Origin of the sequence: Mycobacterium conspicuum (genome assembly GCF_010730195.1) — a bacterium.
GTDB lineage: Bacteria > Actinomycetota > Actinomycetes > Mycobacteriales > Mycobacteriaceae > Mycobacterium > Mycobacterium conspicuum.
The window spans coordinates 2,289,769-2,315,561 of the sequence record NZ_AP022613.1 but is presented as its reverse complement, the minus strand read 5'-3'; the positions used below and the strand labels follow the sequence as shown (position 1 = coordinate 2,315,561).

24 protein-coding genes are annotated in these 25,793 nt (G+C 68.5%); 9 read left to right on the top strand and 15 right to left on the bottom strand.

Annotated features, from left to right (window positions below; all coding sequences use genetic code 11):
• The first annotated feature begins 11 nt into the window (after positions 1-11).
• The 3 genes from G6N66_RS11180 to G6N66_RS11170 are packed head-to-tail and all read left to right on the top strand — an operon-like array spanning position 12 to position 1,702.
• The gene (locus G6N66_RS11180) at positions 12-584 is read left to right on the top strand and encodes a mismatch-specific DNA-glycosylase (RefSeq protein ID WP_085235290.1); all 573 of its coding nucleotides are present in this window, start codon (positions 12-14) and stop codon (positions 582-584) included.
• The gene (locus G6N66_RS11175; RefSeq protein WP_085235247.1) at positions 581-1,234 is read left to right on the top strand and encodes a class I SAM-dependent methyltransferase; all 654 of its coding nucleotides are present in this window, start codon (positions 581-583) and stop codon (positions 1,232-1,234) included. Before G6N66_RS11180 ends, G6N66_RS11175 begins: the two co-directional genes overlap by 4 nt.
• 36 nt (positions 1,235-1,270) lie before the next feature.
• Positions 1,271-1,702, top strand: a complete 432-nt coding sequence (locus tag G6N66_RS11170) for a hypothetical protein (protein WP_085235246.1) — start codon at positions 1,271-1,273, stop codon at positions 1,700-1,702.
• Between the two features lie 13 nt (positions 1,703-1,715).
• On the opposite strand, the gene vapC is transcribed toward G6N66_RS11170, so the two are convergent.
• Genes vapC through G6N66_RS11155 form a run of 3 tightly spaced genes read right to left on the bottom strand, consistent with a single transcriptional unit; the run spans position 1,716 to position 3,663 of the window.
• Positions 1,716-2,117, bottom strand: coding sequence for a type II toxin-antitoxin system VapC family toxin (vapC, locus tag G6N66_RS11165; protein WP_085235245.1), 402 nt, complete (start codon positions 2,115-2,117; stop codon positions 1,716-1,718).
• Positions 2,117-2,326 carry a type II toxin-antitoxin system VapB family antitoxin gene (locus tag G6N66_RS11160; protein WP_179968272.1) on the bottom strand — a complete coding sequence of 70 codons (210 nt, stop codon included), beginning with the start codon at positions 2,324-2,326 and terminating at the stop codon, positions 2,117-2,119. Before G6N66_RS11160 ends, vapC begins: the two co-directional genes overlap by 1 nt.
• 20 nt (positions 2,327-2,346) lie before the next feature.
• Positions 2,347-3,663: an aminotransferase class I/II-fold pyridoxal phosphate-dependent enzyme gene (locus tag G6N66_RS11155; protein ID WP_085235244.1), complete on the bottom strand. Its 1,317-nt coding sequence runs from the start codon at positions 3,661-3,663 to the stop codon at positions 2,347-2,349.
• A 29-nt stretch (positions 3,664-3,692) separates the two neighbouring features.
• Here G6N66_RS11155 and G6N66_RS11150 point away from each other — a divergent pair, with 29 nt between their 5' ends.
• Positions 3,693-4,376, top strand: coding sequence for a pyridoxamine 5'-phosphate oxidase family protein (locus G6N66_RS11150; protein ID WP_085235243.1), 684 nt, complete (start codon positions 3,693-3,695; stop codon positions 4,374-4,376).
• A 31-nt stretch (positions 4,377-4,407) separates the two neighbouring features.
• Here the strand turns inward: G6N66_RS11150 and ilvA are convergent, their stop codons facing one another.
• The 7 genes from ilvA to G6N66_RS11115 form a co-directional block, all read right to left on the bottom strand.
• The gene (gene ilvA / locus G6N66_RS11145) at positions 4,408-5,688 is read right to left on the bottom strand and encodes a threonine ammonia-lyase (protein WP_085235242.1); all 1,281 of its coding nucleotides are present in this window, start codon (positions 5,686-5,688) and stop codon (positions 4,408-4,410) included.
• A 34-nt stretch (positions 5,689-5,722) separates the two neighbouring features.
• On the bottom strand, positions 5,723-6,160 hold the full coding sequence (locus G6N66_RS11140; protein ID WP_085235241.1) for a nitroreductase family deazaflavin-dependent oxidoreductase: 438 nt from the start codon (positions 6,158-6,160) through the stop codon (positions 5,723-5,725).
• Positions 6,161-6,245: 85 nt separating this feature from the next.
• Entirely contained in the window at positions 6,246-9,788 is a 3,543-nt protein-coding gene (gene dnaE, locus G6N66_RS11135; protein WP_085235240.1) for a DNA polymerase III subunit alpha, read from the bottom strand.
• Between the two features lie 57 nt (positions 9,789-9,845).
• Complete coding sequence (locus G6N66_RS11130; RefSeq protein ID WP_085235239.1) at positions 9,846-10,277, bottom strand: type II toxin-antitoxin system Rv0910 family toxin; 432 nt, start codon at positions 10,275-10,277, stop codon at positions 9,846-9,848.
• A 23-nt stretch (positions 10,278-10,300) separates the two neighbouring features.
• Positions 10,301-11,140, bottom strand: coding sequence for a DUF559 domain-containing protein (locus G6N66_RS11125; protein ID WP_085235238.1), 840 nt, complete (start codon positions 11,138-11,140; stop codon positions 10,301-10,303).
• 114 nt (positions 11,141-11,254) lie between these two features.
• The gene (locus G6N66_RS11120; RefSeq protein ID WP_085235237.1) at positions 11,255-12,058 is read right to left on the bottom strand and encodes an SDR family NAD(P)-dependent oxidoreductase; all 804 of its coding nucleotides are present in this window, start codon (positions 12,056-12,058) and stop codon (positions 11,255-11,257) included.
• A gap of 4 nt (positions 12,059-12,062) precedes the next feature.
• Positions 12,063-13,079 (bottom strand): SDR family NAD(P)-dependent oxidoreductase, encoded by a 1,017-nt coding sequence (locus tag G6N66_RS11115; RefSeq protein ID WP_085235236.1) that lies wholly within the window; start codon positions 13,077-13,079, stop codon positions 12,063-12,065.
• A gap of 224 nt (positions 13,080-13,303) precedes the next feature.
• Between G6N66_RS11115 and G6N66_RS11110 the strand changes: the two genes are divergently transcribed.
• Positions 13,304-13,708: a group I truncated hemoglobin gene (locus tag G6N66_RS11110; protein WP_085235235.1), complete on the top strand. Its 405-nt coding sequence runs from the start codon at positions 13,304-13,306 to the stop codon at positions 13,706-13,708.
• A 28-nt stretch (positions 13,709-13,736) separates the two neighbouring features.
• A complete protein-coding gene (locus G6N66_RS11105; RefSeq protein ID WP_085235234.1) occupies positions 13,737-14,498 on the top strand; it encodes a methyltransferase domain-containing protein in 762 nt (253 codons plus the stop codon).
• On the opposite strand, the gene G6N66_RS11100 is transcribed toward G6N66_RS11105, so the two are convergent.
• Both G6N66_RS11100 and lspA read right to left on the bottom strand, forming a co-directional pair.
• Positions 14,495-15,421, bottom strand: coding sequence for an RluA family pseudouridine synthase (locus G6N66_RS11100; RefSeq protein WP_085235233.1), 927 nt, complete (start codon positions 15,419-15,421; stop codon positions 14,495-14,497). The two genes, G6N66_RS11105 and G6N66_RS11100, sit on opposite strands and share 4 nt — an antisense overlap.
• Positions 15,418-16,011 carry a signal peptidase II gene (lspA, locus tag G6N66_RS11095; RefSeq protein ID WP_085235288.1) on the bottom strand — a complete coding sequence of 198 codons (594 nt, stop codon included), beginning with the start codon at positions 16,009-16,011 and terminating at the stop codon, positions 15,418-15,420. The genes G6N66_RS11100 and lspA overlap by 4 nt, the downstream gene beginning before the upstream one ends.
• Positions 16,012-16,053: 42 nt before the next feature.
• On the opposite strand from lspA, the gene G6N66_RS11090 reads away from it, so the two are divergent.
• Positions 16,054-16,974, top strand: coding sequence for an asparaginase (locus G6N66_RS11090; RefSeq protein WP_085235232.1), 921 nt, complete (start codon positions 16,054-16,056; stop codon positions 16,972-16,974).
• Here G6N66_RS11090 and G6N66_RS11085 read toward each other — a convergent pair.
• The gene (locus tag G6N66_RS11085) at positions 16,939-18,348 is read right to left on the bottom strand and encodes a DNA polymerase IV (RefSeq protein ID WP_085235231.1); all 1,410 of its coding nucleotides are present in this window, start codon (positions 18,346-18,348) and stop codon (positions 16,939-16,941) included. The genes G6N66_RS11090 and G6N66_RS11085 overlap by 36 nt on opposite strands.
• A 224-nt stretch (positions 18,349-18,572) precedes the next feature.
• On the opposite strand from G6N66_RS11085, the gene G6N66_RS11080 reads away from it, so the two are divergent.
• Positions 18,573-19,901, top strand: coding sequence for a hypothetical protein (locus G6N66_RS11080; protein WP_232079273.1), 1,329 nt, complete (start codon positions 18,573-18,575; stop codon positions 19,899-19,901).
• 37 nt (positions 19,902-19,938) lie between these two features.
• Here G6N66_RS11080 and G6N66_RS30025 read toward each other — a convergent pair whose 3' ends face one another.
• The gene (locus G6N66_RS30025) at positions 19,939-21,348 is read right to left on the bottom strand and encodes a PE family protein (RefSeq protein ID WP_163645814.1); all 1,410 of its coding nucleotides are present in this window, start codon (positions 21,346-21,348) and stop codon (positions 19,939-19,941) included.
• Between the two features lie 108 nt (positions 21,349-21,456).
• The gene (gene ileS / locus G6N66_RS11070; RefSeq protein WP_085232800.1) at positions 21,457-24,591 is read right to left on the bottom strand and encodes an isoleucine--tRNA ligase; all 3,135 of its coding nucleotides are present in this window, start codon (positions 24,589-24,591) and stop codon (positions 21,457-21,459) included.
• A 458-nt stretch (positions 24,592-25,049) separates the two neighbouring features.
• On the opposite strand from ileS, the gene G6N66_RS11065 reads away from it, so the two are divergent.
• Positions 25,050-25,787, top strand: coding sequence for an O-methyltransferase (locus tag G6N66_RS11065; RefSeq protein WP_085232799.1), 738 nt, complete (start codon positions 25,050-25,052; stop codon positions 25,785-25,787).
• The last annotated feature ends 6 nt before the right edge of the window (positions 25,788-25,793 follow it).

Below are 25,793 nucleotides of genomic sequence, written 5' to 3'. Positions count from 1 at the left end.
CGGCAATGTCGGTGAGGTTCAGCCGCGACGAGCTGAAGCGGTTCAGCGGTAAAACCCTGCCGGATCTGATTTCCCACCAGGTGCGGCTGCTGTTTGTGGGGATCAACCCGGGACTGCGCAGCGTCGCCGTCCAGGCCGCCTTCGCTCCCCGCGGCAATCGGTTCTATCCGGCGCTGTTTCAGGCCGGAATCACCGACCGCCTCATCGACGCCTCGGCCGGCTTCACCGACGCCGACCGGGAATACCTGTTGCACCGCGGAATCGGCATTACCGGCCTGGTGCAGCGGGCGACGGCGAGCGCGGCCGAGCTGACCGGGGCCGAACTCGTCAAAGGCGCACGGCGCCTACGCAAGACGGTGGCCGAGTTCTCGCCGCGCGTGGTCGCCGTCTTGGGGATCACGGCGTATCGCGCCGCCTTCAACGATCCCGGGGCCACGCTCGGCAAGCAGCTCAGCCCCTACCCTGCCGCCGAATTGTGGGTGGTCCCCAACCCGAGCGGGCGCAACGCCCACGCGTCGGTAACCACCCTGGCGGCCGCCTACCGCGAAGTCGCCAACGCGGCCGGCATCGAGATAGACGCGTGACCGACTTCGTGCCGGCGGCGCCACAGTTGTGGACCTACGACGCATTGAGCTTTCTGTTGAGCGGCACCCGGCGCTGGCGTCCGGCGCTGCTCGACCAGATCTGCCCGTCACCGGGCGACGTCATCGCCGACATCGGCTGCGGCACAGGCACCCAGCTGGGCCTGTTGGCGCGGGCCTGCCCGGCCGCGATACTGATCGGCATCGACCCGGACGAGGCGATCCGGCGGCGCGCCCGCGCCAAGCTTGCGCGAGTAGCACCACCGGTGCAGCTGTTGCCCGGATATTTGCGTGACGCCGCCGACCTGTTACGCGGGCGCGGTGTCACAAAGGTGTTGTCGTCATTGGTGTTTCATCAGGTGCCGCTTGAGGAGAAACGCGCCGGGCTGGCCGCCATCCACGACGCGCTGCAACCCGGCGGCAGCCTGCACGTCGCGGACTACGGTTTGCAGCGAACCGCCAAGATGCGCAAGCGTTTTCGCCTCGTCCAGAAGGGCGACGGATTCGAGAACACCGAACCCAACGCGCGGGGCGTGCTGCCCGAATTGATGGCCGAGGTGGGTTTTGCCCGCGTCGAGGAAACCCACGTGTTCGAGACGATCAGCGGATCGATATCGATCTACCGCGCACTCGTCGGGGCTGTGGATAACTGACTGGCGGGATCGCGGCCGGCGACCGATCCTTCGCTCATGAGTCATTCCGAGCTGTTGCCGATCCCGCCCATGGAGACCGCGACCGATCCGGTGCATTCCGCCGCCGACCTGCGACAGCGGTGGCGCGCCCTGATGGGGCCGCTCGGATTCGGTGAAAGGCTGCTGTGGTTCGGCTTCCTCGGGCCGGACCGTCGGCTGACGAAGGTGCTCAGCCACCTCGCCGTGGGTCCTCGCCCACGCGCGCGGACGCTGAAGAATCTCATGTCGGCGCTGCGCACACTGCTCGACGACATGGCGTCCGGCACCACGGTGGCGCTGCTGCTGACCGGACCCGGGTGCGGCCCGATCTGCCCGGCCGATCGGGTGTGGTCGAAAGCGTTGAGCGACAGCGCCGAACGCTTCGCCGTACCGCTGGAACCGATCTTTCGGGCCAACGACGAATCCCTGCTGCAGATAACACCGACCTGATGCGAGACACACGTCACCGAATCGCGGCCGCCTCGAGGCTGGCTATTTGCGCAATGACATCGAAGTCTGCGTCGCAGTGGACAACCCGGGCATTGTGGCGGATCGCTACCGCGGCAATGAGACAGTCGTTGATGCTTCGAATTGTCTTGCCAGCACGCCGGGCAGCACGATAGATATCCGCGGCGGCACGGAAATCGACTGCATTTTCGACAGCCAGCGAGGGCAGCCCGTTGATGAGGCGTTCGAGCGTCGGGTGAGTGTCGTTGGTCGCTCCGCACAAGATCTCCATGGCAATGGGTTCACACATCGCAATCTGTTCGATGCCGTCCGAGAGCAGCCGGCGTACCTCGCGTGCGGCGGTGGATCCGGTGGCGCGGAAGTATTCGATCCAGGCGGACGTGTCGATCAGGATCATCAAAATTTGTCGGGCTGTTCGCTTCGCACGTCATCGAGGTCACCCTCCCAGCCGACTCCTTCGAGTCCGAGCAGGAACTCACGGGTCAGGGGCAAGCCAACCAGACGTCGCAACGCCAAATCGACCGCCGCCTTCTTCGTGGAGAGGCCGAACCTGCGCATTACCTCCGCGGCAAGTTCGTCATCGATGTCGATGTTTGTGCGTGACATACACCAATGATACACACCCACTACACAGATCGACGGCCGGTGCTCCGCACCGCCTCGGCGACAGCGTCGGCGAGCGGGTCGATCTCGTCTTCGTGCAAATCGGCGATCGTGATGCGGATGCCCGGCGCGGTACGAACCCGATACCGCGTCCCCGGCGCCGCCGCCCAACCCGCATTGAGCAACCGCGTGATGGCAACGGTCTCGTCGGGCACCGGCACCCACACGTTGAGGCCGGACCGGCCGTGGGCCGCGACACCGCGCTTGGCAAGCGCGGCGCACAACCGCACCCGGTTGCCGGTGTAGCGCTCTTCGGCCTGTCCGACCAGGCGCGTCGCGGCGTCGTCCGCCCACAGGCCGACCGCGAGATCCTGCAGCAGACGACTGACCCAGCCCGGCCCCAGCCGCAGGCGCCCGTGCACCCGCTCGACGGTGCGATGGTCGCCGGCCATCACGGCGAGCCGCAGGTCGGGTCCGTAGGCCTTGGACGCCGAGCGCACGAAGGCCCAATGGCGCGTGGCGCCGGCCAGGGTGTGCAGCGGCGCACCGGAGATGCCGGCACAGTGGTCGTCCTCGACGAGCAGCACATCGGTCCGGTCGGCCAGCAGGTCGCGCACCGCGTCGGCGCGCGCCGCGGAAAGCGCTGCGCCGGTGGGGTTTTGGGCGCGGGTGGTCACGACGAGCGCCCGCGCTCCGCGGTCCAGCGCCCGGGCCATATCGGCGATCAGCGGCCCGTCGTCGTCGATTCGGACCGGCTCAACCGAAAGCCCCAGCGCCGCAAGCAGATCCAACAGGTTCGCCCACCCCGGATCCTCGACGATCACCCGATCGCCGGGGCGCAGGTGCGCGCTCAGCGCCCGCTCGATGCCATCCAGCGCGCCGCTGGTCACCGCGAGGTGATCGGCGGGAACGCCGTCGGCGGCCAGCGCGGCCCGGGCGTGATCGGCCAGCTCGGGCGACAGCGGCGCCTCGCCGTAGAGCACGGCGCTGGGGCGCGGCGCCCGGGCGCCGCCGATGGGCAGCAGGGCGGGATCCGGGTTGCCGGTCGACAGGTCGCGAACCCCCGCGGGTACGTCGAGCCCGAGCAACGACCGCGGCGTGGTCGCCGGTCGCCCGCGCACTCGGGTGCCCCGCCGCCCGGCGGTTTCGACGGCGCCGCGTTCGCGCAGCAGGCGATAGGCCGCCGCGACGGTGTTGGCATTGACGCCCAGTCGGCCGGCCAGCTCGCGGATGGGGGGCAACGCGTCGCCCGGCGCCAGCGCGCCCCCCGAGATGGCTTCTTCCACGTTGGCCGCTATCGATTCCGCGCCCGCGCCGGCTATCGTATATTGTACTGGCACGTAGATAATTATGTACTAGGACACACTACATGACAACCGCCTACCGACCGACGGCACGGACGACGCCCACCCGCTACCGGGAGCGCGCCAGCTACGACCGCGAAGTCGTCCATCGCATCCTCGACGAGGCGCTGATCTGCCACCTCGGCTACGCCAACGCCGGCCGGCCCGTGGTGTTGCCGACGACGCACGCCCGCCGCGGCGAAACCCTGTACCTGCACGGCTCCACCGGCAGCGGCCCGATGCTGGCCGCCAGAGCCGAGGGGTTGCCCGTCTGCGTCACCGCCACCCTGGTCGACGGGTTGGTGCTGGCCCGCTCGGCGCTGCACCATTCGCTGGCCTATCGCTCGGTGGTGGTGCTGGGCGACGCGCGCCTGGTCGAAGACGCCGCCGAGAAGCGGCGGGCGCTGCAGTCCCTGCTCGATCACCTCGCCCCGGGTCGCGCCGCCGACTGCCGTCCCCCGAACGAGCGCGAACTCGCCATGACCGCGGTCCTCGCGTTGGACCTCGTCGAGGTGTCGGCCAAGGTGCGCACCGGTGGCCCGGTCGACGACCCGCAAGACCTCTTGTTGCCGCACTGGGCGGGCGTAGTGCCGCTAACGCTGCTGGCGGGAACTCCCGTGCCGGCAGACGACCTCGACCCCGCCACCCCGGTCCCGCCGTACCTCACCCCTCACCGCGAGCGCGCTCAAATGTACGGCGACACACCGTAAAGCGCGTACAGATGAGGACGCTCGCGCCGGGCTACAGCAGGTAGCGGTACGCGGGCGAACCGGGCTCGAGGGTTTCGACGTGCAGGTCCGTCGCCCGCATCCGCGCCAGCAAGCCGTCCAGGTCGGCCGCCGACCCCAGTTCGACGCCCACCAGCGCCTCGCCGGTCTCGCGGTTGTTGCGCTTGACGTACTCGAACAGGGTGATGTCGTCGTTGGGTCCGAGCACCTCGTCGAGGAAGCGCCGAAGCGCGCCCGGCTCCTGCGGGAAGTCCACCAGGAAGTAGTGCTTGAGGCCGAGATGGATCAGCGAGCGCTCCAGCACCTCGCCGTAGCGCGACACGTCGTTGTTGCCGCCCGAGATGAGGCACACCACGGTCGACCCGGGCTCGATGTCGGTTTCCAGCAGCCCCGCCACCGACAGCGCGCCCGCCGGCTCGGCGATGATGCCCTCGTGCTGGTAGAGATCCAGCATCGCGGTGCACACCGCGCCCTCGTCGACGGTGCTGATCGACGCCATGTCGCCGGCGGCGGCCAGCGCGGCGTAGGTCAGCGTGCCGGCCCGCTTCACGGCGGCGCCGTCGACGAATTGGTCGACGTGGTCCAGCGTCACCGGCTCGCCGGCGGCCAGCGCGGCCATCATCGCGGCGGCGCCGGCCGGCTCGATCCCGAGCACCGCGGTGTCCGTGGTGCGCTCGGCCAGATAGGTGGTGATCCCGGCGATGCAGCCGCCGCCGCCGACGGGCACCACCATCAGGTCGGGCTCGCCGAGTTGCTCGAGCACTTCGACCGCGATGGTGCCCTGGCCAGCCATGGTGCGCGGGTCGTCGTAGGGCGGCACCAGCGTGGCGCCGGTGCGCTCGACGTCGGCGAGCGCGGCCTCGGCGGCCAGATCGTAGGTCGATCCGCCCACGATCAGCTCGATGAACTCGCCGCCGTGGTAGCGGATTCGGTCGCGCTTCTGCTTGGGCGTTTTGGCCGGCACGTAGACCCGGCCGTGCACGCCCAGCGTCCGACACGCATACGCGAAGCCCTGCGCGTGGTTGCCGGCCGAGGAGCAGACCACGCCGGCGGCCGTCTCCTCCTCGGTCAGCTGCACCATCAAGTTGTAGGCGCCCCGCAGCTTGTACGAGCGCACCACCTGCAGGTCTTCGCGTTTGAGGTAGACCCGCGCGCCGGTGATCGCCGAGAGCCGATCGCTGAGCTGCAACGGGGTCGGCGTGATGATGGGAGCGATCCGCTTTGCCGCGTCGTCAATGTCCGCCGCGTTCAACGGCGGCAGCGGTGACCTACTCTGGCTCAGTGAAGCGGACACCGATCAATGGTGCCATGCCGCCCAACCGGCGGATTCAGCCAACCGGGGTCAGCACGAACACCGGAATCTGGCGGTCGGTCTTCTTCTGGTAGTCGGCGTAGGGCGGATAGGCCGCCACCGCGCGCTCCCACCACACCGCCTTCTCCTCGCCGAACACCTCGCGGGCGTCGTAATCGCGGGTGACCGGGCCGTCCTGCAGCTCGACCCGCGGGTTCTTCGCCACGTTGTAGTACCAGACCGGGTGCTTCGGCGCCCCGCCCAGCGACGCGACGATCGCGTACTCGCCGTCGTGCTCGACCCGCATCAGCGGGGTCTTGCGAAGTTTGCCGGTCTTGGCCCCGACGGTGGTCAGCAGGATGACGGGCATGCCGTTCAGATCGGTGCCGTCGGTTCCGCCGGATTCGACGTACTTGTCGGCCTGTTCGCGGGACCAATCTAACGGGCTGGGTGCGTATTCACCTGAAAGGGGCATGCCAACCACATTACGACGAGGCCACCCGCATCAGCGACCGCTGCCGACAACCTCAACCTGTCGTCGCGAGCGCCAACTGCGCGAACTATCCGCCCAGGCACCCCGGACCGAGCAGCGCCTTCAGATCACCCATCAGCGCCGGCGAGAGCGTCACCCGCAGCGAGGCGTCCAGCTCTAAGGTGGTGATCCGTTCCCCGCTGATCAGCCGCAGATGCACCTGCGAGGTGCCGGGGTGGCGCGCCAGCACCTGCTTGAGCGCGCTCACCTTGTCCAGGGTGCACTGCCGGGTGGGCAGGCTCACCGCCAGCGGCCGATCCACCCGCGCGGCCGAAAAGTCCGGCACCACAAGCTCGTTGGCGATCAGCGAAATCCGGTCGTCACGGACCGCGACCTTGGCGTTGACCAGCACCACCGCGTCGTCGGCGATCTCGGCCCCGTAGGCCGAGTAGGCGTGCGGGAAGAACATCACCTCGATGCCACCGGTGAGGTCTTCCAATTGCGCTGACGCCCAAGGCATTCCGTTCTTGTTGACCCGCCGGTTCACCGACGCCAGGATGCCGCCCACCCGCACCAGGCTGTCGTTGGGAACATCACCGTCCAGGATCGCCGGAATCGCGGTGTCCACCTGGGCGCTCAGCAGGTGCGCGACGCCGTTGAGCGGATGCCCGGACACGTACAGCCCCAGCATCTCGCGCTCGAGGGCCAGCTTGTGCTTGTCCTCCCACTCGTCATCGGGCACCTTGATGGTGAACACGGGGTCTCCAGCATCACCCGCGTCCCCGGAGCCACCGAACAGGTCGAACTGCCCGATCGCCTCGGCCTTCTTGGTGCCGAGCACCGAATCCACCGCGTCGGTGTGCACCAGGAACAGGCCCTTGCGCGAATGCCCCAGCGAATCGAACGCGCCGGCCTTGATCAGCGACTCGGTGACCTTCTTGTTGCACGCCGAGATGTCGATCTTGTTCAGATAGTCCGAGAAGTCGGTGAATTTGCCTTTGTCGCTGCGGGTTTGGATCAACGAGCCGACGACGTTGGCGCCGACGTTGCGCACCGCGCCCAACCCGTAGCGGATGTCGGCGCCCACCGACGCGAAGTTCAGGCCGGACTCGTTGACGTCGGGCGGCAACACCGTAATGCCGAGCTTGCGGCAATCGGCGAGATAGACCGCGGCCTTGTCCTTGTCGTCGCCGACGGAGGTGAGCAGGCCGGCCATGTACTCGCCGGGATAGTTGGCCTTCAGATACGCGGTCCAATACGACACCAGACCATAGCCCGCGGCGTGCGACTTGTTGAACGCGTAGTCGGCGAACGGCAGGATGGTGTCCCACAGCGCCTTAATCGCGCCGGCCGAAAAACCGTTGGCCTGCATGCCTTCCGAGAAGCCCTCGAACTCCTTCTCCAGCACCTCACGCTTCTTCTTGCCCATGGCCTTGCGCAAAATGTCGGCTCGGGCCAGCGAGTAGCTGGCCACCTTCTGCGCGATCCGCATGATCTGCTCTTGATAAACGATCAAACCGTAAGTCTCGGCGAGGATCTCGCGCAGCGGCTCCTCGAGCTCGGGGTGAATGGGCGTGATGGCCTGCCGGTTGTTCTTGCGGTCGGCGTAGTCGTTGTGGGCGTTCATGCCCATCGGGCCGGGCCGGTACAGCGCGAGCACCGCGACGATGTCCTCGAAGCCGGTGGGTTGCATGCGGCGCAGCAGGTCGCGCATCGGCCCGCCGTCGAGTTGAAACACGCCCAAGGTATCGCCGCGGCCCAGCAACTCGTAGGTGGGCTTGTCGTCCAGCGGCACCGACTCCAGGTCGAGGTCAATTCCCCTGTTGGCCTTGATGTTCTCGATCGCGTCGCCGATGATCGTCAGGTTGCGCAGCCCCAGGAAGTCCATCTTCAGCAGGCCGATGGCCTCGCACGACGGGTAATCCCAGCCGGTGATGATGGCCCCGTCCTGGGGCCGCTTCCACAACGGGATGGCCTCGGTCAGCGGCTCGCTGCTCATGATCACCGCGCAGGCGTGCACGCCGGCGTTGCGGATCAGGCCCTCCAGGCCGCGCGCGGTCTGGTAGATGGTGCGCACGTCGGGATCGGTTTCGATCAGGCCGCGGACTTCGGCGGCTTCCTTGTACCGCTCGTGGTTCGGGTCGGTGATGCCCGACAGCGGAATGTCCTTGGCCATGATCGCCGGCGGCAGCGCCTTGGTGATGCGGTCGGCGATCGCGAAGCCGGGCTGGCCGTAATGGATCCGGGCCGAATCCTTCAGCGCCGCTTTGGTTTTAATGGTGCCGAAGGTGATGACCTGGGCGACGCGGTCGGAGCCCCACTTGTCGGCGGCGTAGCGCACCATCTCGCCGCGGCGACGGTCGTCGAAGTCGATGTCGATGTCGGGCATCGACGTGCGCTCGGGGTTGAGGAACCGCTCGAACAGCAGCCCGTGCGGGATCGGGTCGATGTCGGTGATGCCCAGCGCGTAGGCCACCAGCGAGCCGGCGGCCGAGCCGCGGCCCGGCCCGACGCGGATGCCGACCGAGCGTGCGTAGTTGATCAGGTCGGCGACGATCAGGAAGTAGGACGGGAAGCCCTTGGCGCAGATGACGTCGATCTCGTAGGCCGCCCGCTCTTGGTAATTGTTTGCGGGGCCGGCGGGGAACCGCCGGCGCAGCCCGGCATCCACCTCGTGGCGCAGCCAGGACGCCTGGTCGTGCCCCTCGGGCACCGGGAAGACCGGCATCCGGTCGCGTGGTTCCCACACGTCGGCGTAGGACTGCACCCGCTCGGCGATCAGCAGCGTGGAGTCGCAGGCGCCGGGAACGTCGGCGTCCCACAGCTGACGCATCTCGGCGGCCGACTTGAGGTAGTAGCCGTCGCCGTCGAACTTGAACCGGTTCGGGTCCGAGAGCGTCTTGCCGGTCTGCACGCACAACAGCGCCTCGTGGTTGTGGGCGGCGTCGCGGGTGACGTAGTGGCAGTCGTTGGTGGCCAGCGGCGGGATGCCGAGCTTGCGGCCGATCTCGAGCAGTCCCTCGCGGACCCGCTGCTCGATGCTCAGCCCGTGATCCATCAGCTCGAGGAAGTAGTTGTCGGGCCCGAAGATCTCTCGCCACTTGGCGGCCGACTCCAAAGCCTCGCGGTCGTGGCCCAGCCGCAGCCGGGTCTGCACCTCGCCGGACGGGCACCCGGTCGTGGCGATGATGCCGGCGGCGTTTTCGGCGATCAGCTCGGCGTCCATCCGCGACCACTTGCCCAGCTGGCCCTCGAAGGACGCCAGCGAGGACAGCTTGAACAGGTTGCGCAGGCCGGTGGCGTTCTCGGCGACCATCGTCAGGTGCGTGTACGAGCCGCCGCCGGAGACGTCGTCGGCCTTCTGGCTGGGATCGCCCCACAGGATCCGTCGGGTATCGAAACGGGAAGCGGGGGCGACATAGGCCTCGACGCCGATGATCGGCTTGACCCCGGCCGCGGTCGCCGCGTTGTAGAACTCGCTGGCGCCGAACATGTTTCCGTGGTCGGTCATCCCGATCGCCGGCATTCCCAGGCGCTCCACCTCGGCGAGCATGGGGGTGATCTTCGCGGCACCGTCCAGCATCGAGTACTCGGTGTGGTTATGCAGGTGCACGAAGGACGACTGACTCATAGGGACGCCAGTCTATGACCGGACACCGACGTGTTCCGGGCGTGTCGCGAACGTGTCTTAGCCGTACCGCTCGACGAACCGCTTGAGCGACTTCTCGACGTCGCACCGGACGGCGCGGGCCGCGGCCGCACCCACCGGACCGAACAGCGCGCGGCCGCCCAGCTCAAGGCGCAGGCCCAGGGTGGATCCGTCGTCGCTGGGTTGCACGGTGAGCCGCACACCGTACTTTGCCCCGCCCTTGCCGGAGCCCGACATGGCGACCTCGTGCGGCGGGTCCCACGTGGTGACCGTCCAGGTCACCCGGTTGCGCAGACCCTTGGAACGTGCGACGCCGACGACCTGGGTGCCCTCGGTGATCTCGTCGGGCAGCTCGCTGCGCCACGCCTCGTGCATCACCAGCCAGCTGCCCAGATCCGACAGGTCCGCGACGTGATCCCACATGTCCTGGGGGCTCATCGGCACGTCCATCGTCATCTCCACGGCAGCCACCGGCCGAGAATAGCGGTGACTAGCTAGCGCAGCGCATCCCATGCGTGCTGGACTCGCCGAATCACGTCGCGCGGACGCTGCCGCGAGACCACCCGGATCACGGTCCAGCCGACGTGGGCCACATACTCCTGGCGTTCGACGTCGAAGGCGTATTGCTCTGGGTCGGTCCAGTGCTGTTCGCCGTCGTATTCGACCGCCAGCATGCGGTCTTCCCAGCCCATGTCGAGGAAGTACCGCGGAAAGCCATCCGCCCCGAGCACCGGGATCTGGGTTCGCGGTTTGGGGAAGCCCGCGTTGATCAAGAGCAACCTCAGCCAGGTTTCCTTCGGCGATTGCGCTCCCCCGTCGACCAGATCCAGCGCGGTCTCCAGTTGACGCAGGCCCCGCGTATGCCGATGGGCGCCAGCCAGTTCGAAGACGTCGTTCACCTTGAAGTCGGTGGCGGCGGCCAGCGCATCGAGCCGAGCAACCGCACGGGTAAGGCCGCCGCGCCTGCCGAGGTCGAACGCGGTGCGCTCCGGCGTCGTCACCGGGAGACCATGGAGCCGCTCGAACTCGTGCGCGGACAGCGCTTGATGGCGCGTCACGACGCCGGCGGGCGCCCTCGCGTTGCGCCAGATCAATTCGACCGGCACGCCGTCGTCGACCCACTTGGCGCCGTGCATGGCCGACGCGGCGGCGCCGGCTATCACCGCCTCCCGCCGCGACCACAGCCAGGCGGCGACGCTGCGTTGCCGCAGCGTCGGCTCGACCCGCTTTTTCAGGTAGACGTTCGGCATGATCGCGCGGTAGTAGGTGCGCAACTCATGGCGGCTGATCTCCCCGGCGGCCACCGCCTCGCTGCCGACAAATGGCTTCTCCATGCCTGGCATGGCTACCACCCCCGACCGACACGCGGTTGACTCTGCGGCTATGGCGGCAAAGTGCGAGTAGGGCCCGCCGTCAGCGCAGAGTCAAAATCCACACGCGCACAGTCATTACCGGCTGGGCCCGCCGCGGAACCGGTTGCCGATCCGGATCGCCGGCAGCAGCAGCGTGCGCGGCACGTAGCGCCCCCCGGTGCTGACCACCTTGGGCACCACGCCGGGCACCACGCTGCGCTTGCCGGCGAGCATGCCGTTGATCGCGGCCTCGGCCACGTCTTGCGGCGAGACCTGGGCCGCCGGAATGCTGAACCGCTCGGCGTTGGCGATCTCGGCCCACTCGGTGGGCACCGGGCCCGGACACAGCACCGTCACCGAGACCCCCGTCCCGTGCAGCTCCTCGTGGATGGCCTCGGAGAAGGTCTGCACGAAGGCCTTGGTGGCCGAGTACACGGCCATGTAGGGAATCGGCTGGAATCCGGCTATCGACGCGATGTTCATCACCGCGCCCGCGCCGCGCTCCACCATGCCGGGCAGCGCCGCGTGGGTCAGTTCCATCAACACCAGCGCATTGAGGGTGACCTCTTCGCTTTCGCGTTCCACCGGCAGCTCGTGGAAGACCCCACTGGTGCCGAAGCCCGCGCTGTTGCACAGCCCGGCGATCGGCTCCTTGTGCAGGCGGTCGGCCAATTTCCGGCGCGACGCGGCGACGCTGAGGTCCAGCGGCATGACCTCGACCCCGACCGAATACTCCTGGCCCACCTCGTTGGCCAGCTCATCGAGGCGCTCGCGGCGCCGCGCCACCAGCAGCAGCGGGAAACCCCGGCGGGCCAGGCCGCGGGCCAGCTCGGTGCCGATGCCCGAGGAGGCGCCGGTGATGACGACGGTGCTCTGCGTGTTCGGTTTGGGAAGGCTCATAAGATCACCAATGGATCCCTCGGGTCGCGCGGACGAACGTTTCGCTGCGCTTGTCGAATTCTGTTGCGCCGGAACCAGATTCGGCGCCCTTAGCCGCATCCGAGTCCTCGAACATGCCGAAGGCGCGGTTGCGTACCCGGTCCATCACCGCCGGGTTGACGGCGTCGGCGACGGCGGCGAACTGACCAAATGGCGAACTGGCCCGTCGCGGCCGGTGCACGATCGCGTCGGTGATCACGGTGGCCGCCTGATCCGGTGTGAGGGTGGGGAATTTGTCGTAGATGGTGGTTGGGCCGATCATCGGCGTGCGCACCAGCGCCATGTGCACGGTGGTGAATTTGACGTCGTCGGTGACCACCTCGGCCTGCAGCGCGTCGCACAGGCTGTCCAGCGCGGCTTTGCTGGCGATGTAGGCACCGAAGCGCGGGGCACGGGTCTGCACGCCGACCGAGGACACGTTGACGATGTGGCCGTAGCCGCGCTCTCGCATCCCGGGGATGAACTTGAGGATGAGCTGGACCGCGCCCAGGTAGTTCAGCTGCATGGTGCGCTGATAGTCGTGGATGCGGTCGTAGGACAGCGCCAGGGAGCGGCGAATCGACCGGCCCGCGTTGTTGACCAGCACGTCGACGCCGCCCAGGTCGGCGAGCACCTTGTCGGCCATGGCGGCGATGGCGTCCATGTCGGACAGGTCGCACGGGTAGACGTGGGCCGTGCCGCCGTCCTCCCGTATCTCATCGGCGACCTCTTCGAGCTTCTCCTGGGTGCGCGCGACCAGCACCACCTCGCCGCCGGCCTCCGCGATTTTTTTGGCGGCCGCCGCGCCGATGCCCGACGAGCCGCCGGTGATGAGGATCGTCCTGCCCTGCACCGCGTCCGCCAGCGTCCGGCCCTGCACCGCGTCGAGCAGGTTGCGCAGATAGAACGGCCGATATCGCCCCGCCGAATTGGGGGTGTTGATGATGTTGGACACCGCCGCCAAAGGCTTTTCGACGAGGTTGGTCAGATCACCAAGGTTCATCGGCGCTCGCTCCTTACGGGGTTCGGCGGTACGGGAGATGTGACGCGGGTCATACTCCCCAACCTAGGACATCACCCGGGCCAAGTGCGCCGGAATACCGCCTTGTGACAACAGCGAGACCTCACAGCCGCCGGCCGGAACGGGTGATCACGTTGTTACCACCAGTAATCCGCGCGCGACCGCACACTAATCGAGCGGCAACGCCCGAATGTTCCCCTGGGGCGATGCGATTGATGGCACGTTTCCGCAAGCAGGACCGGACCAGCATCTACGACCGAATCGGCGGGCACGAGGCGATCGAGCTCGTCGTCGAGGACTTCTATGTCCGCGTCCTCGCCGACGACCAGCTGGCCGGTTTCTTCGCCGGGACGAATATGAACCGCCTCAAAGGCAAACAGGCCGAGTTCTTCGCGGCCGCCCTCGGCGGGCCCGAGCCCTACACCGGCGCTCCGATGAAGCAGGTGCACCAGGGGCGCGGGATCACCATGCATCACTTCAACCTGGTGGCCGGGCACCTGGGTGACGCCCTGGCCGCGGCCGGGGTCCCGGCCGAGACGGTGACGGAAATCCTGTCCGCCATCGCTCCCCTGGCCCCCGACGTGGTCTCGGGCGAAACGGCCACCGTCTAAGGGCTAGCCCGCGAACTACCATGCCAGCATGGGTCGTCGCACATTCGAAGATTTGGTGGCAGAGGCTGATTCGGTATCCGTCGACGGCTGGGACTTCTCCTGGCTCGACGACCGCGCGACCGAGGAACGACCCTCGTGGGGCTACCAGCGGATGCTGAGCCAGCGCTTGGCCGGGGTGTCGGCGGCGCTGGACATCCACACCGGCGGCGGCGAGGTGCTGGGCGGCGCCGGGCCGTTCCCGCCCACCATGGCCGCCATCGAAACGTGGCCGCCGAACGCCGCTTTGGCCACCAAGCGCCTGCATCCGCTGGGCGTCGTGGTGATCGCGACCCGCGACGAGCCGCCGTTGCCGTTCGCCGACGAGGCGTTCGACTTGGTGACCACCCGTCATCCCATCTCGGTGTGGTGGGACGAGATCCTTCGGGTGCTGCGGCCGGGCGGCAGCTATTTCGCGCAGCACATCGGGCCCGCCACCATGGGCGAGTTGGTCGAGTACTTCATCGGCCCGCAGCCGGAGAAGTGGGCCGAATTCCATCCCGACGCCGTCCGCGCGCAGGTGCGAGACTCCGGACTGCAGCTGGTGGATCTGCGCGCCGAGAAGCTGCGCGCCGAGTTCTTTGACATCGGCGCCGTTATCTACTTCCTGCGCAAGGTGATCTGGACGGTCCCCGACTTCACCGTCGAGCGCTATCGCGAGCAGCTGCGCGCACTGCACGAGCGCATCGAAGCCGAGGGGTCCTTCGTCGCGCACGCGACGCGGGTCCTGGTGGACGCCCGCAAACCCGACTAGCCCTCGCCGCGCAGCAGGTCCAGTGCGTGCTGCAGATCGGGCGGGTACGGGCTGACGATCTCGATCCACCGGCCGTCGGCGGGATGAGCGAAGGCCAGCGACCTCGCGTGCAGCCATTGACGTTGCAGCCCAAGCCTTTTCGCCAGTTTCGGGTCGGCTCCGTAGACCAGGTCGCCGCAGCACGGGTGGTGCAGCGCGGCGAAATGCACCCGGATCTGGTGGGTGCGGCCGGTTTCCAGGTGGACGTCGAGCAGGCTGGCGGCGACGTGCGCTTCCAGGGTGTCGTAGTGGGTGAGGCTGTGCCGGCCGTTTGAGGTGACCGCGAACTTCCACTCGCCGCCCGGGTGCCTGCCGATCGGCGCGTCGATGGTCCCGCTGGACGGATCCGGATGTCCCTGCACCAGTGCGTGGTAGCGCTTGTCGACGGTGCGCTGTTTGAACGCCCGCTTGAGCACGGTGTATGCGCGTTCGGAGAGCGCCACCACCATGACCCCGGAGGTGCCGACGTCGAGCCGGTGCACGATGCCCTGCCGCTCGTGCACCCCGGAGGTGCTGATCCGGTAACCGGCGGCGGCCAGCCCGCCGAGCACGGTGGGGCCCGTCCAGCCCACCGACGCATGCGCGGCCACCGCGGCGGGTTTGTCGACCGCGACGATGTCCTCGTCGGAATACAAGATCGTCATGCCCTCGATGTCGACCGGGGTGTTCTCCGGCGGCGGGGGCGCCTCGGGCAGCCGCACCTGCAACCAGGCGCCGGAGGTCAGCCGGTCCGATTTGCCGGCCTGCACGCCGTCCAGTTCGACGCCGCCGCCTTCGGCGATGGCGGCCACGGCGCTGCGCGACAGTCCCAGCAGGCGCGCCAGCCCGGCGTCGACGCGCATGCCCGCCAATCCCTCGGGGACGGGCATGGAACGTTCGCTCATCGGGCCTGGTCAGCCTTTTGGTCAGCCCTCTGATCGGGCCTGCGCCGGCCCACGGTGTCGAAGTCGAAGCCGAACACCGACAGCACCACCAGCAGGATGGCGCCGCCCACCACCGACGGATCGGCGACGTTGAACACCGGCCACCAGCCGACCGATAGGAAGTCGACGACGTGGCCCCGCAGCGGCCCCGGCGACCGGAAGAAGCGATCCACCAGGTTGCCCGTGGCGCCGCCGAGGATCATCCCGAGCCCCACCGCCCACCAGGGCGAGACCAGCCGCCGGCCCATCCAGAAGATGCCGACCACCACCCCGGTCGCGATCAACGTCAACACCCAGGTGTATCCGGTCGCCATCGAGAACGCCGCCCCCGAATTGCGCACCAGGGTCCAGGTCACGGTGTCGCCGATGATCGACACCGGCTGACCGGGCGGAAGCAGTTTGACCGCAAGCACCTTCGTCACGACGTCGAGCGCGAGCACCACGGCGGCCACCGACAGCAACAGCCGCAACCGTCGAGGTTGCGGCGCCGCCGTCTCGGGCTCGCCGGCCGCGGTCGCCGGCTCCGCCGATCCTGCTGGTTCCTCGGGCACGTCCCCCATCATCCCTCACCGACGATGCGGGATGATCGCGCCATGGGCCGACTCGCCGTCATCACCACCGGGGGAACCATCTCGACCAGCACCGGCGCCGACGGGGTGGCGCGGCCCGCGCGCAGCGGCGCCGATTTGACCGCCGGACTCGACGTCGACGTCGTGGATCTGATGGCGGTGGACAGCTCCGAGCTGACGACGGCCGATTGGGACACCATCGGCGCCGCCGTGCGGGCCGCGATCGGTGCCGGCGCGCAGGGGGTGGTCGTCCTGCACGGCACCGACACCATGGAAGAGACCGCGCTGTGGCTGGAGCTGACCTATGACGGTGCGGTTCCGGTCGTGCTGACCGGCGCCATGCGCAGCGCCGACGCGCCCGACGCCGACGGTCCGGCCAATCTGCGTGACGCCCTGGCGCTGGCCGCCAGCCCGGCCGCGCGCGACCTCGGGGTGCTGGTGTGTTTCGCCGGCCGGGTATGGCAGCCGTTGGGTTTTCGCAAGGTCGCGACCCAGGATTTGAGCGGCTTCACCGGCACGCAGCTCGGCACCGCCAGCGGTGGGCTGTCACGCCCCAAGACCCGCCCCTATCTGGGCGACCTGCGGGCCGGCGCGGCGCCCAGGGTCGACATCGTCGCGGCTTACCTGGGCAGCGACGGGGTGGCGATGGACGCCTGCGTGAAGGCCGGCGCCCGGGGCGTGGTGCTGCAGGCGCTGGGCTCGGGCAACGCCGGCGCCGCGGTGGTCGACGCGGTGCGCCGGCATTGCCGCGACGGGATCGCCGTCGCGGTGTGCACGCGCGTTCCCGGGGGCGGAGTCAGCGCCGGCTACGGGCCCGGCCACGCGATGGCGCAGGCCGGCGCGGTGCTGGTGCCCCGGCTGCCGCCGCCGCAGACCCGGGTGCTGCTGATGGCCACGCTGGCCGCGGGGCTACCCCTCACCGAGGCCGTCGCCCGCTGGGGCTGACTCCTCGGTGCGCAGCACGCCGACGTAGTCGGGCCAGTCCAGGCTGTCGATCGGGTTGGCGCGGGCGAGCTCGGCGGAGTCGGCGGGGAACGTCCGGGCCTGCCCCGGGCCCGACGCCCGGGTCTCGAAACGCACGGTGACCACCCCGTGCCCCGCGCCCTGAACCCAGCCGTGGCCGAACTCGCGATGCGTGACGTCGTCGCCCACACGCCACGGCGTGGCGTCCGAGCCCGCAGAGAACGCAGAGAACATCGCCTCGGACGCGGTCTCGACCGGCTGATGCGGCTCCGGCGGCAGCGTCGAGAGCTCCAGGTCGGGAAACAGCGACTCCTGCCGCACCTCGCTCAACCCCGAAAACCCAACGCCGAGAAGGCGAATCGGTCCGATCTGGACGGGGTCGAGCAGCAGCCGGCGGGCCAGCGCGACCAGCGCCCCGGCCTCGGTCGTCGCGTAGGGCAGCGTCGCCGAGCGGGTCAGAATGCTCATGTCGGACTTCTTCAGCTTCACCGTGACGGTGCGCGCACCGCGGCCGTCGCGCAGCAGGCGCTGATGGGCGTGCTCGGCGATCGGATCGATCGCCGCATGCAGCTGCTCGAGGCTGGTCAGGTCGGCGGCGAAGGTGGATTCGGAGCTGATCTGCTTGGCTTCGGCCCGTTCGGCGACGGGGCGGTCGTCGATGCCGCGGGCCAACCGGTGCAGCGCGGGCCCGACGGTCGCGCCCAGGATGTTGGCCACCTCCGCGTCGGTCAGCGCGGCGAGCTGGCCGATGGTGTCGATGCCGAGCCGGTTCAGCTTTTCCTCGGCGACGGGGCCGATGCCCCACAGCCTGCGCACCGGCAACCCGCCCAGCAGCGCCCGCTCGTCCGCGCGCGGCACCACCCGAATGCCGTCGGGTTTGGCCAGCCCGGAAGCGATCTTGGCGATCTGCTTACCCGAACCCGCGCCGACCGAGGCGATCAGGCCGGTCTCCTCGCGCACCCTGCGCCGCAGGTCCTCGCAGAACGCCTCGACGTCGCGCGCCGACGCCCCGGCGAGCTGCGACGGCTCGCCGAAACCCTCGTCGAAGGACAGTTGCTCGATCACCGGCACGACGGCGCGGATGGTGTCGAAGACCCGGCGGCTGGCCACGCCGTACACCACACCGCGCGGCGGCAGCACCACCGCGGTCACGCCGACCTGCCGGCGGGCCTGGTGCATCGGCATGGCCGAGCGCGCGCCGAACACGCGCGCCTCGTAGCTCGCACCGGCCACCACGCCGCGGCCACCCATACCGCCGACCAGCACCGGCCGGCCGCGCAGGGTGGGCCGGGTGAGTTGCTCGACGGAGGCGAAGAACGCGTCCATGTCCAGGTGCAGCACCCAACGGGACTCCACAACGGCCAATGCTATTTGCGCGCGGCGGGCTGGCGTCGAAAGGCATTGCCGAGGATCCCGACGCTCCGACATCGCGGTCCAGTAGACGTCCCTGAGGTCCACGCGCACCGGGCATTACGTTTCGGCAGCTGCCCACGGCCAACCGCAGCATGGCCCAGAACAACCCTGCCGGCGCGTATTTGAAAACGGCATCGACGGTTCGTTTCTTTTGCTAACATTTGCGCGTGAGCAATTTGCTCGCTTACATCGATCAGGCCTCATTCCAAGGCTTGCGAGTCCTCGGTCGAGCGCCCCTGCTGCAGTTCACCTGGATCTATGACCATCCAGTCGATGTCGAGTGCTTGCGCCGATTCCATGGCAACCTAAAACACGGGCTGCTGGGCCGGCGCATCGAGTGCTCGCCGTTTCCCTTCGGCCGGCACCGCTGGGTGTCGGCGACGGGTCCCGCCGACCTTGAGATCGCGGGGCAAGATCGCGCCCGCCGCGACGTGTGGACCTGGGCCGACGAACACATCCGGTTGCCGGTCGACCCCGAGACGGGACCCGCTTGGCGGCTGGGGGTGCAGCCGTTGATCGGCGGCGGAGCCGCGGTATCGCTGCTGGTTTCGCATTCGGTGGCCGACGCGGTCGGCCTGAGCCTGTCAATTGCAAACGCGGCCAACGGTGTTAGGCGAGATTTGGGCTACCCTCCTCCGGGATCGCGTACGCGTAGGCAAGCACTGCTCGAGGACGGTAAACAGACCGTGGGCTCACTGCCCGGCGCGGTGAGAGCGGCGGTGGCCGCGGCGCGCTTGGCCCGGGCCCAAAGCGAGAACTTCACGGCATCGACGAAGCAGCCGGCCAGGCAGGCGACCCGGGCCAAAGAACGACAGGTCGTGGTGCCCACCGTCGTCGCGTACTTCGACCTCCAACACTGGGACGAACGCAGCAGAAGCCTTGGTGGCACCAGCAATTCGCTATTCGGTGGTTTGGCGGCCAGGCTTGGCCAGATTCTGGGCAGGGTAGACGGCAACGGACAGGCGAAGTTGTCCTGGCCGGTGGACGAGCGAACCAACGGAGACACCCGCGCCAATGCGATCATCGGTAGCTTCGTAGCCGCGGATCCGGCGAAAGTCACCGACTCGCTGGCCGACCTGCGCACCGACATGAAACGCACCCTGACCCAGCTGTCGGAATCGCGAGAGGACCTGCTGGCCCCGCTTCCGTTGGTGCCGTTCACTCCCAACGTGATGGTCCGCATGGTGGACAGGGTGATCAACAGGCACGGCAGCCCGATCGGCTGTTCCAATCTCGGCGAATTGGATCCGGCGGTGAACCGTCCGGACGGCACCGACGCTGATTACCTCGCGTTTCGCATGTTGGAGCCCCAGATCACCAACCACATCCTCGACCGGATGGGCGGCCACCTGTATCTGGCGTCGGGTCGCGTGCACGGACTGGTCTTCGTCACTGTTGCCGCCTGGACTGTCGGCGGGACGAATACGCGGGAATGCCTTCGCAATTCGGTGCGTCAGGCGCTGGCGGATTTCCAGCTGAGCGGCATCGTCGAATAAATTGATTCACCGCTGCGCGGCGGCCCACTCGTCAGGTTCACGGCGTCGAGCCGGGCTTTCCGTTGGGACCGAAGAAGTAATACGCGCCGATGCCGCCCGGGCCGCCGATACCGGGGACGGCCCCGATGCCGCCATTGCCGCCGTCGCCGCCGATGCCGAAGAGCAGGCCGCCGTAGCCGCCCTGGCTGCCGTTGCCACCGAACGCCAAATCGGCTGCGCCGTAACCGTTTCCGCCCGAGCCGCCGATGCCGAACAGGAGGCCGCCGAGGCCGCCGAGGCCGCCCGCCCCGCCGTGGCCGCCTGCGACGGCGGCGCCGCCGTCGCCGCCTGCGCCGCCGATGCCGAAGAAGGAACCGCCGGCAACGATGGTGCCGGGGCCGGGGCTGTAGACGTAACCGTTGTCGCCGCCGTAGCCGCCAACCCCGCCGGTGCCGCCGCCGGTGTTGGCGCCGCCGGCCCCGCCGTCGCCGGCGATACCCAGCAGGACGCCGCCGCCGCCGAAGCCGCCGTCGCCGCCCGTGCCGCCGATGTTGTGCAGGCCGGCGGCCGTCCCGCCCGCGCCGCCGTCGGCCCCGGTACCGATGAGGCCGAAGAAGATGGTGCCCTGGCCGCCGTACCCGCCGGTGCCGGCGACGGCAAAGTCGGCGGTGCCGGCCCCGCCGGTGCCGCCGGCCCCGCCCGCCCCGTAGAGCAGGCCCCTGCCGTTGCCGCCGCCGCCGCCCCAGCCGGCGACGATGCCGCTCGCCCCACCCGCCCCGCCGGCGCCGCCGTTGCCGAACACGTGCCCGCCGCTGCCACCGAAACCCCCGTCGCCGGCCACACCATTGGGGCAATCCCCGCCGGCCCCGCCGGCGCCGCCGTTGCCGAAGAGTCCGACGGCGTTGCCGCCGTTGCCACCGGCGCCGGCTTGGCCGTTGGTGATGGTCCCACCGGCCCCACCCGCGCCGCCGTTGCCATAGAAGAACCCGCCGCTGCCGCCGTTGCCGCCGTTCTGGCCGGGCGCACCGGACCCGCCGTTGCCGCCGTTGCCCCACAACAGCCCGCCGTTTTGGCCGTTGGCGCCGGTTCCCGGGGTGCCGTCGGCCCCGTTGCCGATCAGCGGACGCCCCAGCACGGTCTCGAAGGGGGCATTCACCAGGTCGAGCAGATCCTGCAAGGGGGCTGCGCTGGCGGCGTCGGCCATGCCGTAGGAGACCGCACCGGCATTCAGATGCTGGACGAACTGGGCGTGAAATGCGGCCGCCAGGGCATTGATCGCGTGATAGCCCTGCGCGTATTCGCCGAACAGGGTCGCGATGCCCGCCGATACCTCGTCGGCTCCGGGGGCCAACACCGCCGCCGTCAACGCCGCCGCCGAGGCGTGGGCCGACCTGATGGTCGAACCGAGATTGCTCAGATCCGTTGCCGCGGCTGTCATCACCTCCGGTGCGGTGATCACGTAGTTCATTCCGCTCTCCCGTTGATTTGGCCTAGATGACCATGACACCACGAACTATGTCGGCCCTCGGCCAAAACTGTGTGGACCCTATGAAGCCCGACGCCGCGCGCGGGCGGGCTAAACCTTGGCGATGCTGACCCGCACACCGTCGCCGATCGCCGCGGCGTCGCCGCCGGGATCGCCGAACTCGAAGCTGGTGGCCAGGATTTCACCAGCGATCAGGTCGCGGTGCGTCTGCGCGCAGTCGGCCCGTTCGGCGGGCACCGACATCACCACCGAGATCCGGTCGGACACGTCGAGCCCGGTCGACTTGCGCAACTCCTGCAGCTCGCGGATCCGGTCCTTGGCCCAGCCCTCGCATTCCAGCTCGGGGGTCACGTTGCCGTCCAACACGACCAGGCCCGCCCCATCGGGCAGTGCCGCGGTGTATTCCGGGTCCGCGGCCACCAGCCGCGAGCTGTACTCGTCGGGGTTCAGCACCGCCGGGCCCGCAGTCAGGGTGCCGTCAGAATTGACGACGCCCTCGCCGGCCTTGACCGCCTTGATGGCCGCCTGCACGTCCTTACCCAGCCGCGGCCCGGCCACCTTGGCGTTGACCGTGAGTTCGAAGCGGCCGTACGTGTCGATCGCATCGGTCAGCTCGACCTGCTTGACGTTGAGCTCGTCGGCGATCAGATCGGTGAACGGCTTGAGCCGCTGTGGATCTTCCACGGCCACAGTCAGTTTCGGTAGCGGCAGGCGCACCCGCAGGTTCTTGGCCTTGCGCAGCGACGATCCGGCCGAGCACACCGCGCGAACCTGATCCATCGCGCCCACCAGGTCCGGATCGGCGGGCAGTTCGCCCTCGCGCGGCCAATCCGTCAGGTGTACCGACCGCTCGCCGGTGAGGCCGCGCCAGATCACCTCGGTGGTCAGCGGGAGCAGCGGCGCGGCCAGCCGCGCCGTCACCTCCAGCACGGTGTGCAGCGTATCGATCGCGTCGACGTCCTCTTCCCAGAACCGCGAACGTGACCGCCGCACATACCAATTCGTCAATGCCTCGGTGAACTGGCGCAGCTGCTCGCACGCCCCGGAGATGTCGCAGACCTCCAGCGCGGCGGTGAGGTCGTCGCGCAGCACCGCCAGCTTGGCCAACACGTAGCGATCCAGCACATGCATCGAATCGGTGCGCCAGACACCGACTTTCGGCGCATACAGGGCCAGGAAGCTGTAGGCGTTCCAAAACGGCAGCAGCACTTGCCGCACGCCTTCGCGGATGCCCGCTTCGGTGACGATCAGGTTGCCGCCGCGCAGGATGGGCGAGGCCATCAGGAACCACCGCATCGCGTCGGAGCCGTCGCGGTCGAACACCTCGGTGACGTCGGGGTAATTGCGCAGCGACTTGCTCATCTTCTGGCCGTCGGAGCCCAGCACGATCCCGTGCGCCACACAGGTTTTGAACGACGGCCGGTCGAACAGGGCAGTCGCTAGCACGTGCAGTGTGTAGAACCAGCCGCGGGTCTGCCCGATGTATTCGACGATGAAGTCGCCCGGGTAGTGGGTGTCGAACCAGGCCCGGTTCTCGAACGGGTAGTGCACCTGCGCGTACGGCATGGATCCCGAGTCGAACCACACGTCCAGCACGTCGGGGATGCGCCGCATGGTGCTGGCGCCGGTGGGATCGTCGGGGTTGGGCCGGGTCAGCTCGTCGATGTAGGGCCGGTGCAGGTTGGTGGGCCGCACGCCGAAGTCGCGCTCCAGCTCGTCGAGGCTGCCGTAGACGTCGATGCGCGGGTAGGCCGGGTCGTCGGATTTCCACACCGGAATCGGGCTGCCCCAGTAGCGGTTTCGCGAGATCGACCAGTCGCGGGCGCCCTGCAGCCACTTTCCGAACTGTCCGTCCTTGACGTGTTCTGGATACCAGGTGATCTGCTGGTTCAGTTCCACCATCCGGTCGCGGAACGCGGTGACGGCCACGAACCACGACGACACCGCGCGGTAGATCAGCGGGTTGCGGCAGCGCCAGCAGTGCGGGTACGGGTGCTCGTACGTCTCGTGGCGCAGCAGCACGGCGCCGTTGGCCGCCGCGGGCCCGCTCTGGTTCTTCAGGTCGCGGATGATGTGCGGGTTGGCGTCAAAGACGTGCTGTCCCTGGTAATCCGGGACGGTCGCATCGAACCGGCCCTTGGCATCGACCGGGGTGACGGGTGCGATTCCGGCCGCCTCCGAGACCGCCATGTCGTCCTCGCCGTAGGCCGGCGCCATGTGCACGATGCCGGTGCCGTCGTCGGTGGTGACGAACTCACCGGGCAGTACCCGAAAAGCCTTGGGCGAGTCCATGAAGTATCCGAACGGCGGCAGGTAGCGCGTGCCGAGTAGCTCCGCCCCGGTGTGGCTGCCCAGCACCTCGGGCTCGTCGCCCAGCTCGCGGGCATAGCCGGCCAGCCGCGGCTGGGCCAGCACGTAACGCCGGTCCCCCACCCGCACCTGGACGTACGTCACGTCCGGGTTGACCGCCACGGCCAGGTTCGACGGCAGGGTCCACGGCGTGGTCGTCCACACCAGCAGGTAGGCCCCGTCCAGCTCCCCGCCGACGACCTTGAACCCGACGGTCAGCGCCGGGTCTTGGCGGCTCTGATAGACGTCGTCGTCCATCCGCAGTTCGTGATTGGACAGCGGGGTTTCGTCGCGCCAGCAGTAGGGCAACACCCGGTAGCCCTCGTAGGCCAGGCCCTTGTCCCACAGCTGCTTGAACGCCCAGATCACCGACTCCATGTAGTCGAGGTCGAGTGTCTTGTAGTCGTGGTCGAAGTCGACCCAGCGGGCCTGGCGGGTCACGTATTCCTGCCATTCGTCGGTGTAGCGCAACACCGACGCCCGGCAGGCATCGTTGAACGCGGCGATCCCCATGTCGTCGATCTGAGATTTGTCGTTGATGCCCAGCTGGCGTTCGACCTCGAGTTCGGCGGGCAGCCCGTGGGTGTCCCAGCCGAAGCGGCGCTCCACCTTGTACCCGCGCATGGTGCGGTACCGCGGCACGATGTCCTTGACGTAGCCGGTGAGCAGGTGCCCGTAGTGCGGCAGGCCGTTGGCGAACGGCGGCCCGTCGTAGAACACGTATTCGTCGGCGTGGTCGCGGCGGGCGATGCTGGCGCGGAAGGTGTCGTCGTGACGCCAGTAATCGAGGACTTGGGCTTCCAGCGCGGGGAAATTCGGGGTACCGCCGCGCGGGTCGGGGCCCAACTCGGTGCGGGGGTAGGCGTTCTCGGCCATCGTCAGTCGTCAGTCCTTGTGCCATATCCGTATCGGCACGGGGACGACGACGCGCACAGTGCGCGAGCGCCGCGGTACCACCCCGCTTGCCGCGCTCACGCGCGGCCGCTCATTGCAGGCTGTGACGGGCCTACCCGTTCGGGTCTACTGGGCCGGACCGGCTGTTCTTCCGAAGGCTCCCCGGTGATGGCCGGATCGACGCCGTGGGTTGATTCTACTGGTTTGCCCCCGGCGACCACCGGCGGGAAATACCCTCGACCCCGGCGAGAGATACCCGGCGCCTGTTCGTGCAGCAGCGACGACGGCCGTCAGACTGTGCAGAGAAACTGGCGCGCCGGGGCGCCGCTGACTTATTTTGGTTCGGCAGCGTGCCGGTCGAAATCTCTTACTCGTGGCCGGACCGCTGCACTTTGCCCACCGTGCTGCGCTGAAAAGGTAGCCAGAGTAGAAGCGAGATCATGCAGGCGCAAACGGTCATTGAGGATATCCGCCGGAAGGGCGCCGTCACGAGCGCCGACGGCCAAACGTATCCCATCGGGAAGCACGGCATCGACGCCGCGGAGGGCCGGTTCCTATCGGAGTTCATCGCCAGCCGTCCCGACATCACCCGAACGCTCGAGGTCGGGTGCGCCTACGGGTTCTCGTCCCTGCACATCGCGGGTGCGCTCGCCGGACGCCCGTCCGCGCACCACATCATCGTCGACCCGTTCCAGAGCACCGACTGGAAAAGCATCGGCGTGACAAACCTCGACCGGGCCGGCGTCGAGTTCTACGAGCTCCGCGAAGAACCCTCCGAGTTGGCCCTTGCCCAACTGGTGCGCGAGGGCGCGCAATTCGACCTGGTGTTCATCGACGGTTGGCACACCTTCGACCAAACGTTGGTGGACATGTATTTCGCGAACAGGCTGATCAAGGTGGGCGGGTACATGCTCATCGACGACGCATCGTGGCCCAGCGTGTCCAAGGCGATCTCCAACTTCGCCAACTACCCCTGCTACCGAATCGTCGGCGGCTCGGCGATGGTTTGGGTGCGGGCCCTCAACCTGCTCGGCACGATCCTCAAACCCGTCGCCGAGACCATCTTTCCGCGCTGGCTCTACGACTACGTCTACCGCATGGTGAAATACCCCTCCGTCGTCGCGCTGCAGAAGGTGGCGGAGGACAAGCGCAGTTTCAGATGGTTCCGCTCGTTTTGAGCCGGC

Excerpts from the sequence above, each read along its gene's own strand:
- G6N66_RS11170 (WP_085235246.1), top strand. The coding sequence starts at position 1,271 with ATGAGTCATTCCGAGCTGTTGCCGATCCCGCCCATGGAGACCGCGACC.
- vapC (WP_085235245.1), bottom strand. The coding sequence starts at position 2,117 with ATGATCCTGATCGACACGTCCGCCTGGATCGAATACTTCCGCGCCACC.
- G6N66_RS11160 (WP_179968272.1), bottom strand. The coding sequence starts at position 2,326 with ATGTCACGCACAAACATCGACATCGATGACGAACTTGCCGCGGAGGTA.
- G6N66_RS11150 (WP_085235243.1), top strand. The coding sequence starts at position 3,693 with ATGACAACCGCCTACCGACCGACGGCACGGACGACGCCCACCCGCTAC.
- G6N66_RS11140 (WP_085235241.1), bottom strand. The coding sequence starts at position 6,160 with ATGCCCCTTTCAGGTGAATACGCACCCAGCCCGTTAGATTGGTCCCGC.
- dnaE (WP_085235240.1), bottom strand. The coding sequence starts at position 9,788 with ATGAGTCAGTCGTCCTTCGTGCACCTGCATAACCACACCGAGTACTCG.
- G6N66_RS11125 (WP_085235238.1), bottom strand. The coding sequence starts at position 11,140 with ATGGAGAAGCCATTTGTCGGCAGCGAGGCGGTGGCCGCCGGGGAGATC.
- G6N66_RS11120 (WP_085235237.1), bottom strand. The coding sequence starts at position 12,058 with ATGAGCCTTCCCAAACCGAACACGCAGAGCACCGTCGTCATCACCGGC.
- G6N66_RS11115 (WP_085235236.1), bottom strand. The coding sequence starts at position 13,079 with ATGAACCTTGGTGATCTGACCAACCTCGTCGAAAAGCCTTTGGCGGCG.
- G6N66_RS11110 (WP_085235235.1), top strand. The coding sequence starts at position 13,304 with ATGCGATTGATGGCACGTTTCCGCAAGCAGGACCGGACCAGCATCTAC.
- G6N66_RS11105 (WP_085235234.1), top strand. The coding sequence starts at position 13,737 with ATGGGTCGTCGCACATTCGAAGATTTGGTGGCAGAGGCTGATTCGGTA.
- G6N66_RS11100 (WP_085235233.1), bottom strand. The coding sequence starts at position 15,421 with ATGAGCGAACGTTCCATGCCCGTCCCCGAGGGATTGGCGGGCATGCGC.
- G6N66_RS11090 (WP_085235232.1), top strand. The coding sequence starts at position 16,054 with ATGGGCCGACTCGCCGTCATCACCACCGGGGGAACCATCTCGACCAGC.
- G6N66_RS30025 (WP_163645814.1), bottom strand. The coding sequence starts at position 21,348 with ATGAACTACGTGATCACCGCACCGGAGGTGATGACAGCCGCGGCAACG.
- ileS (WP_085232800.1), bottom strand. The coding sequence starts at position 24,591 with ATGGCCGAGAACGCCTACCCCCGCACCGAGTTGGGCCCCGACCCGCGC.
- G6N66_RS11065 (WP_085232799.1), top strand. The coding sequence starts at position 25,050 with ATGCAGGCGCAAACGGTCATTGAGGATATCCGCCGGAAGGGCGCCGTC.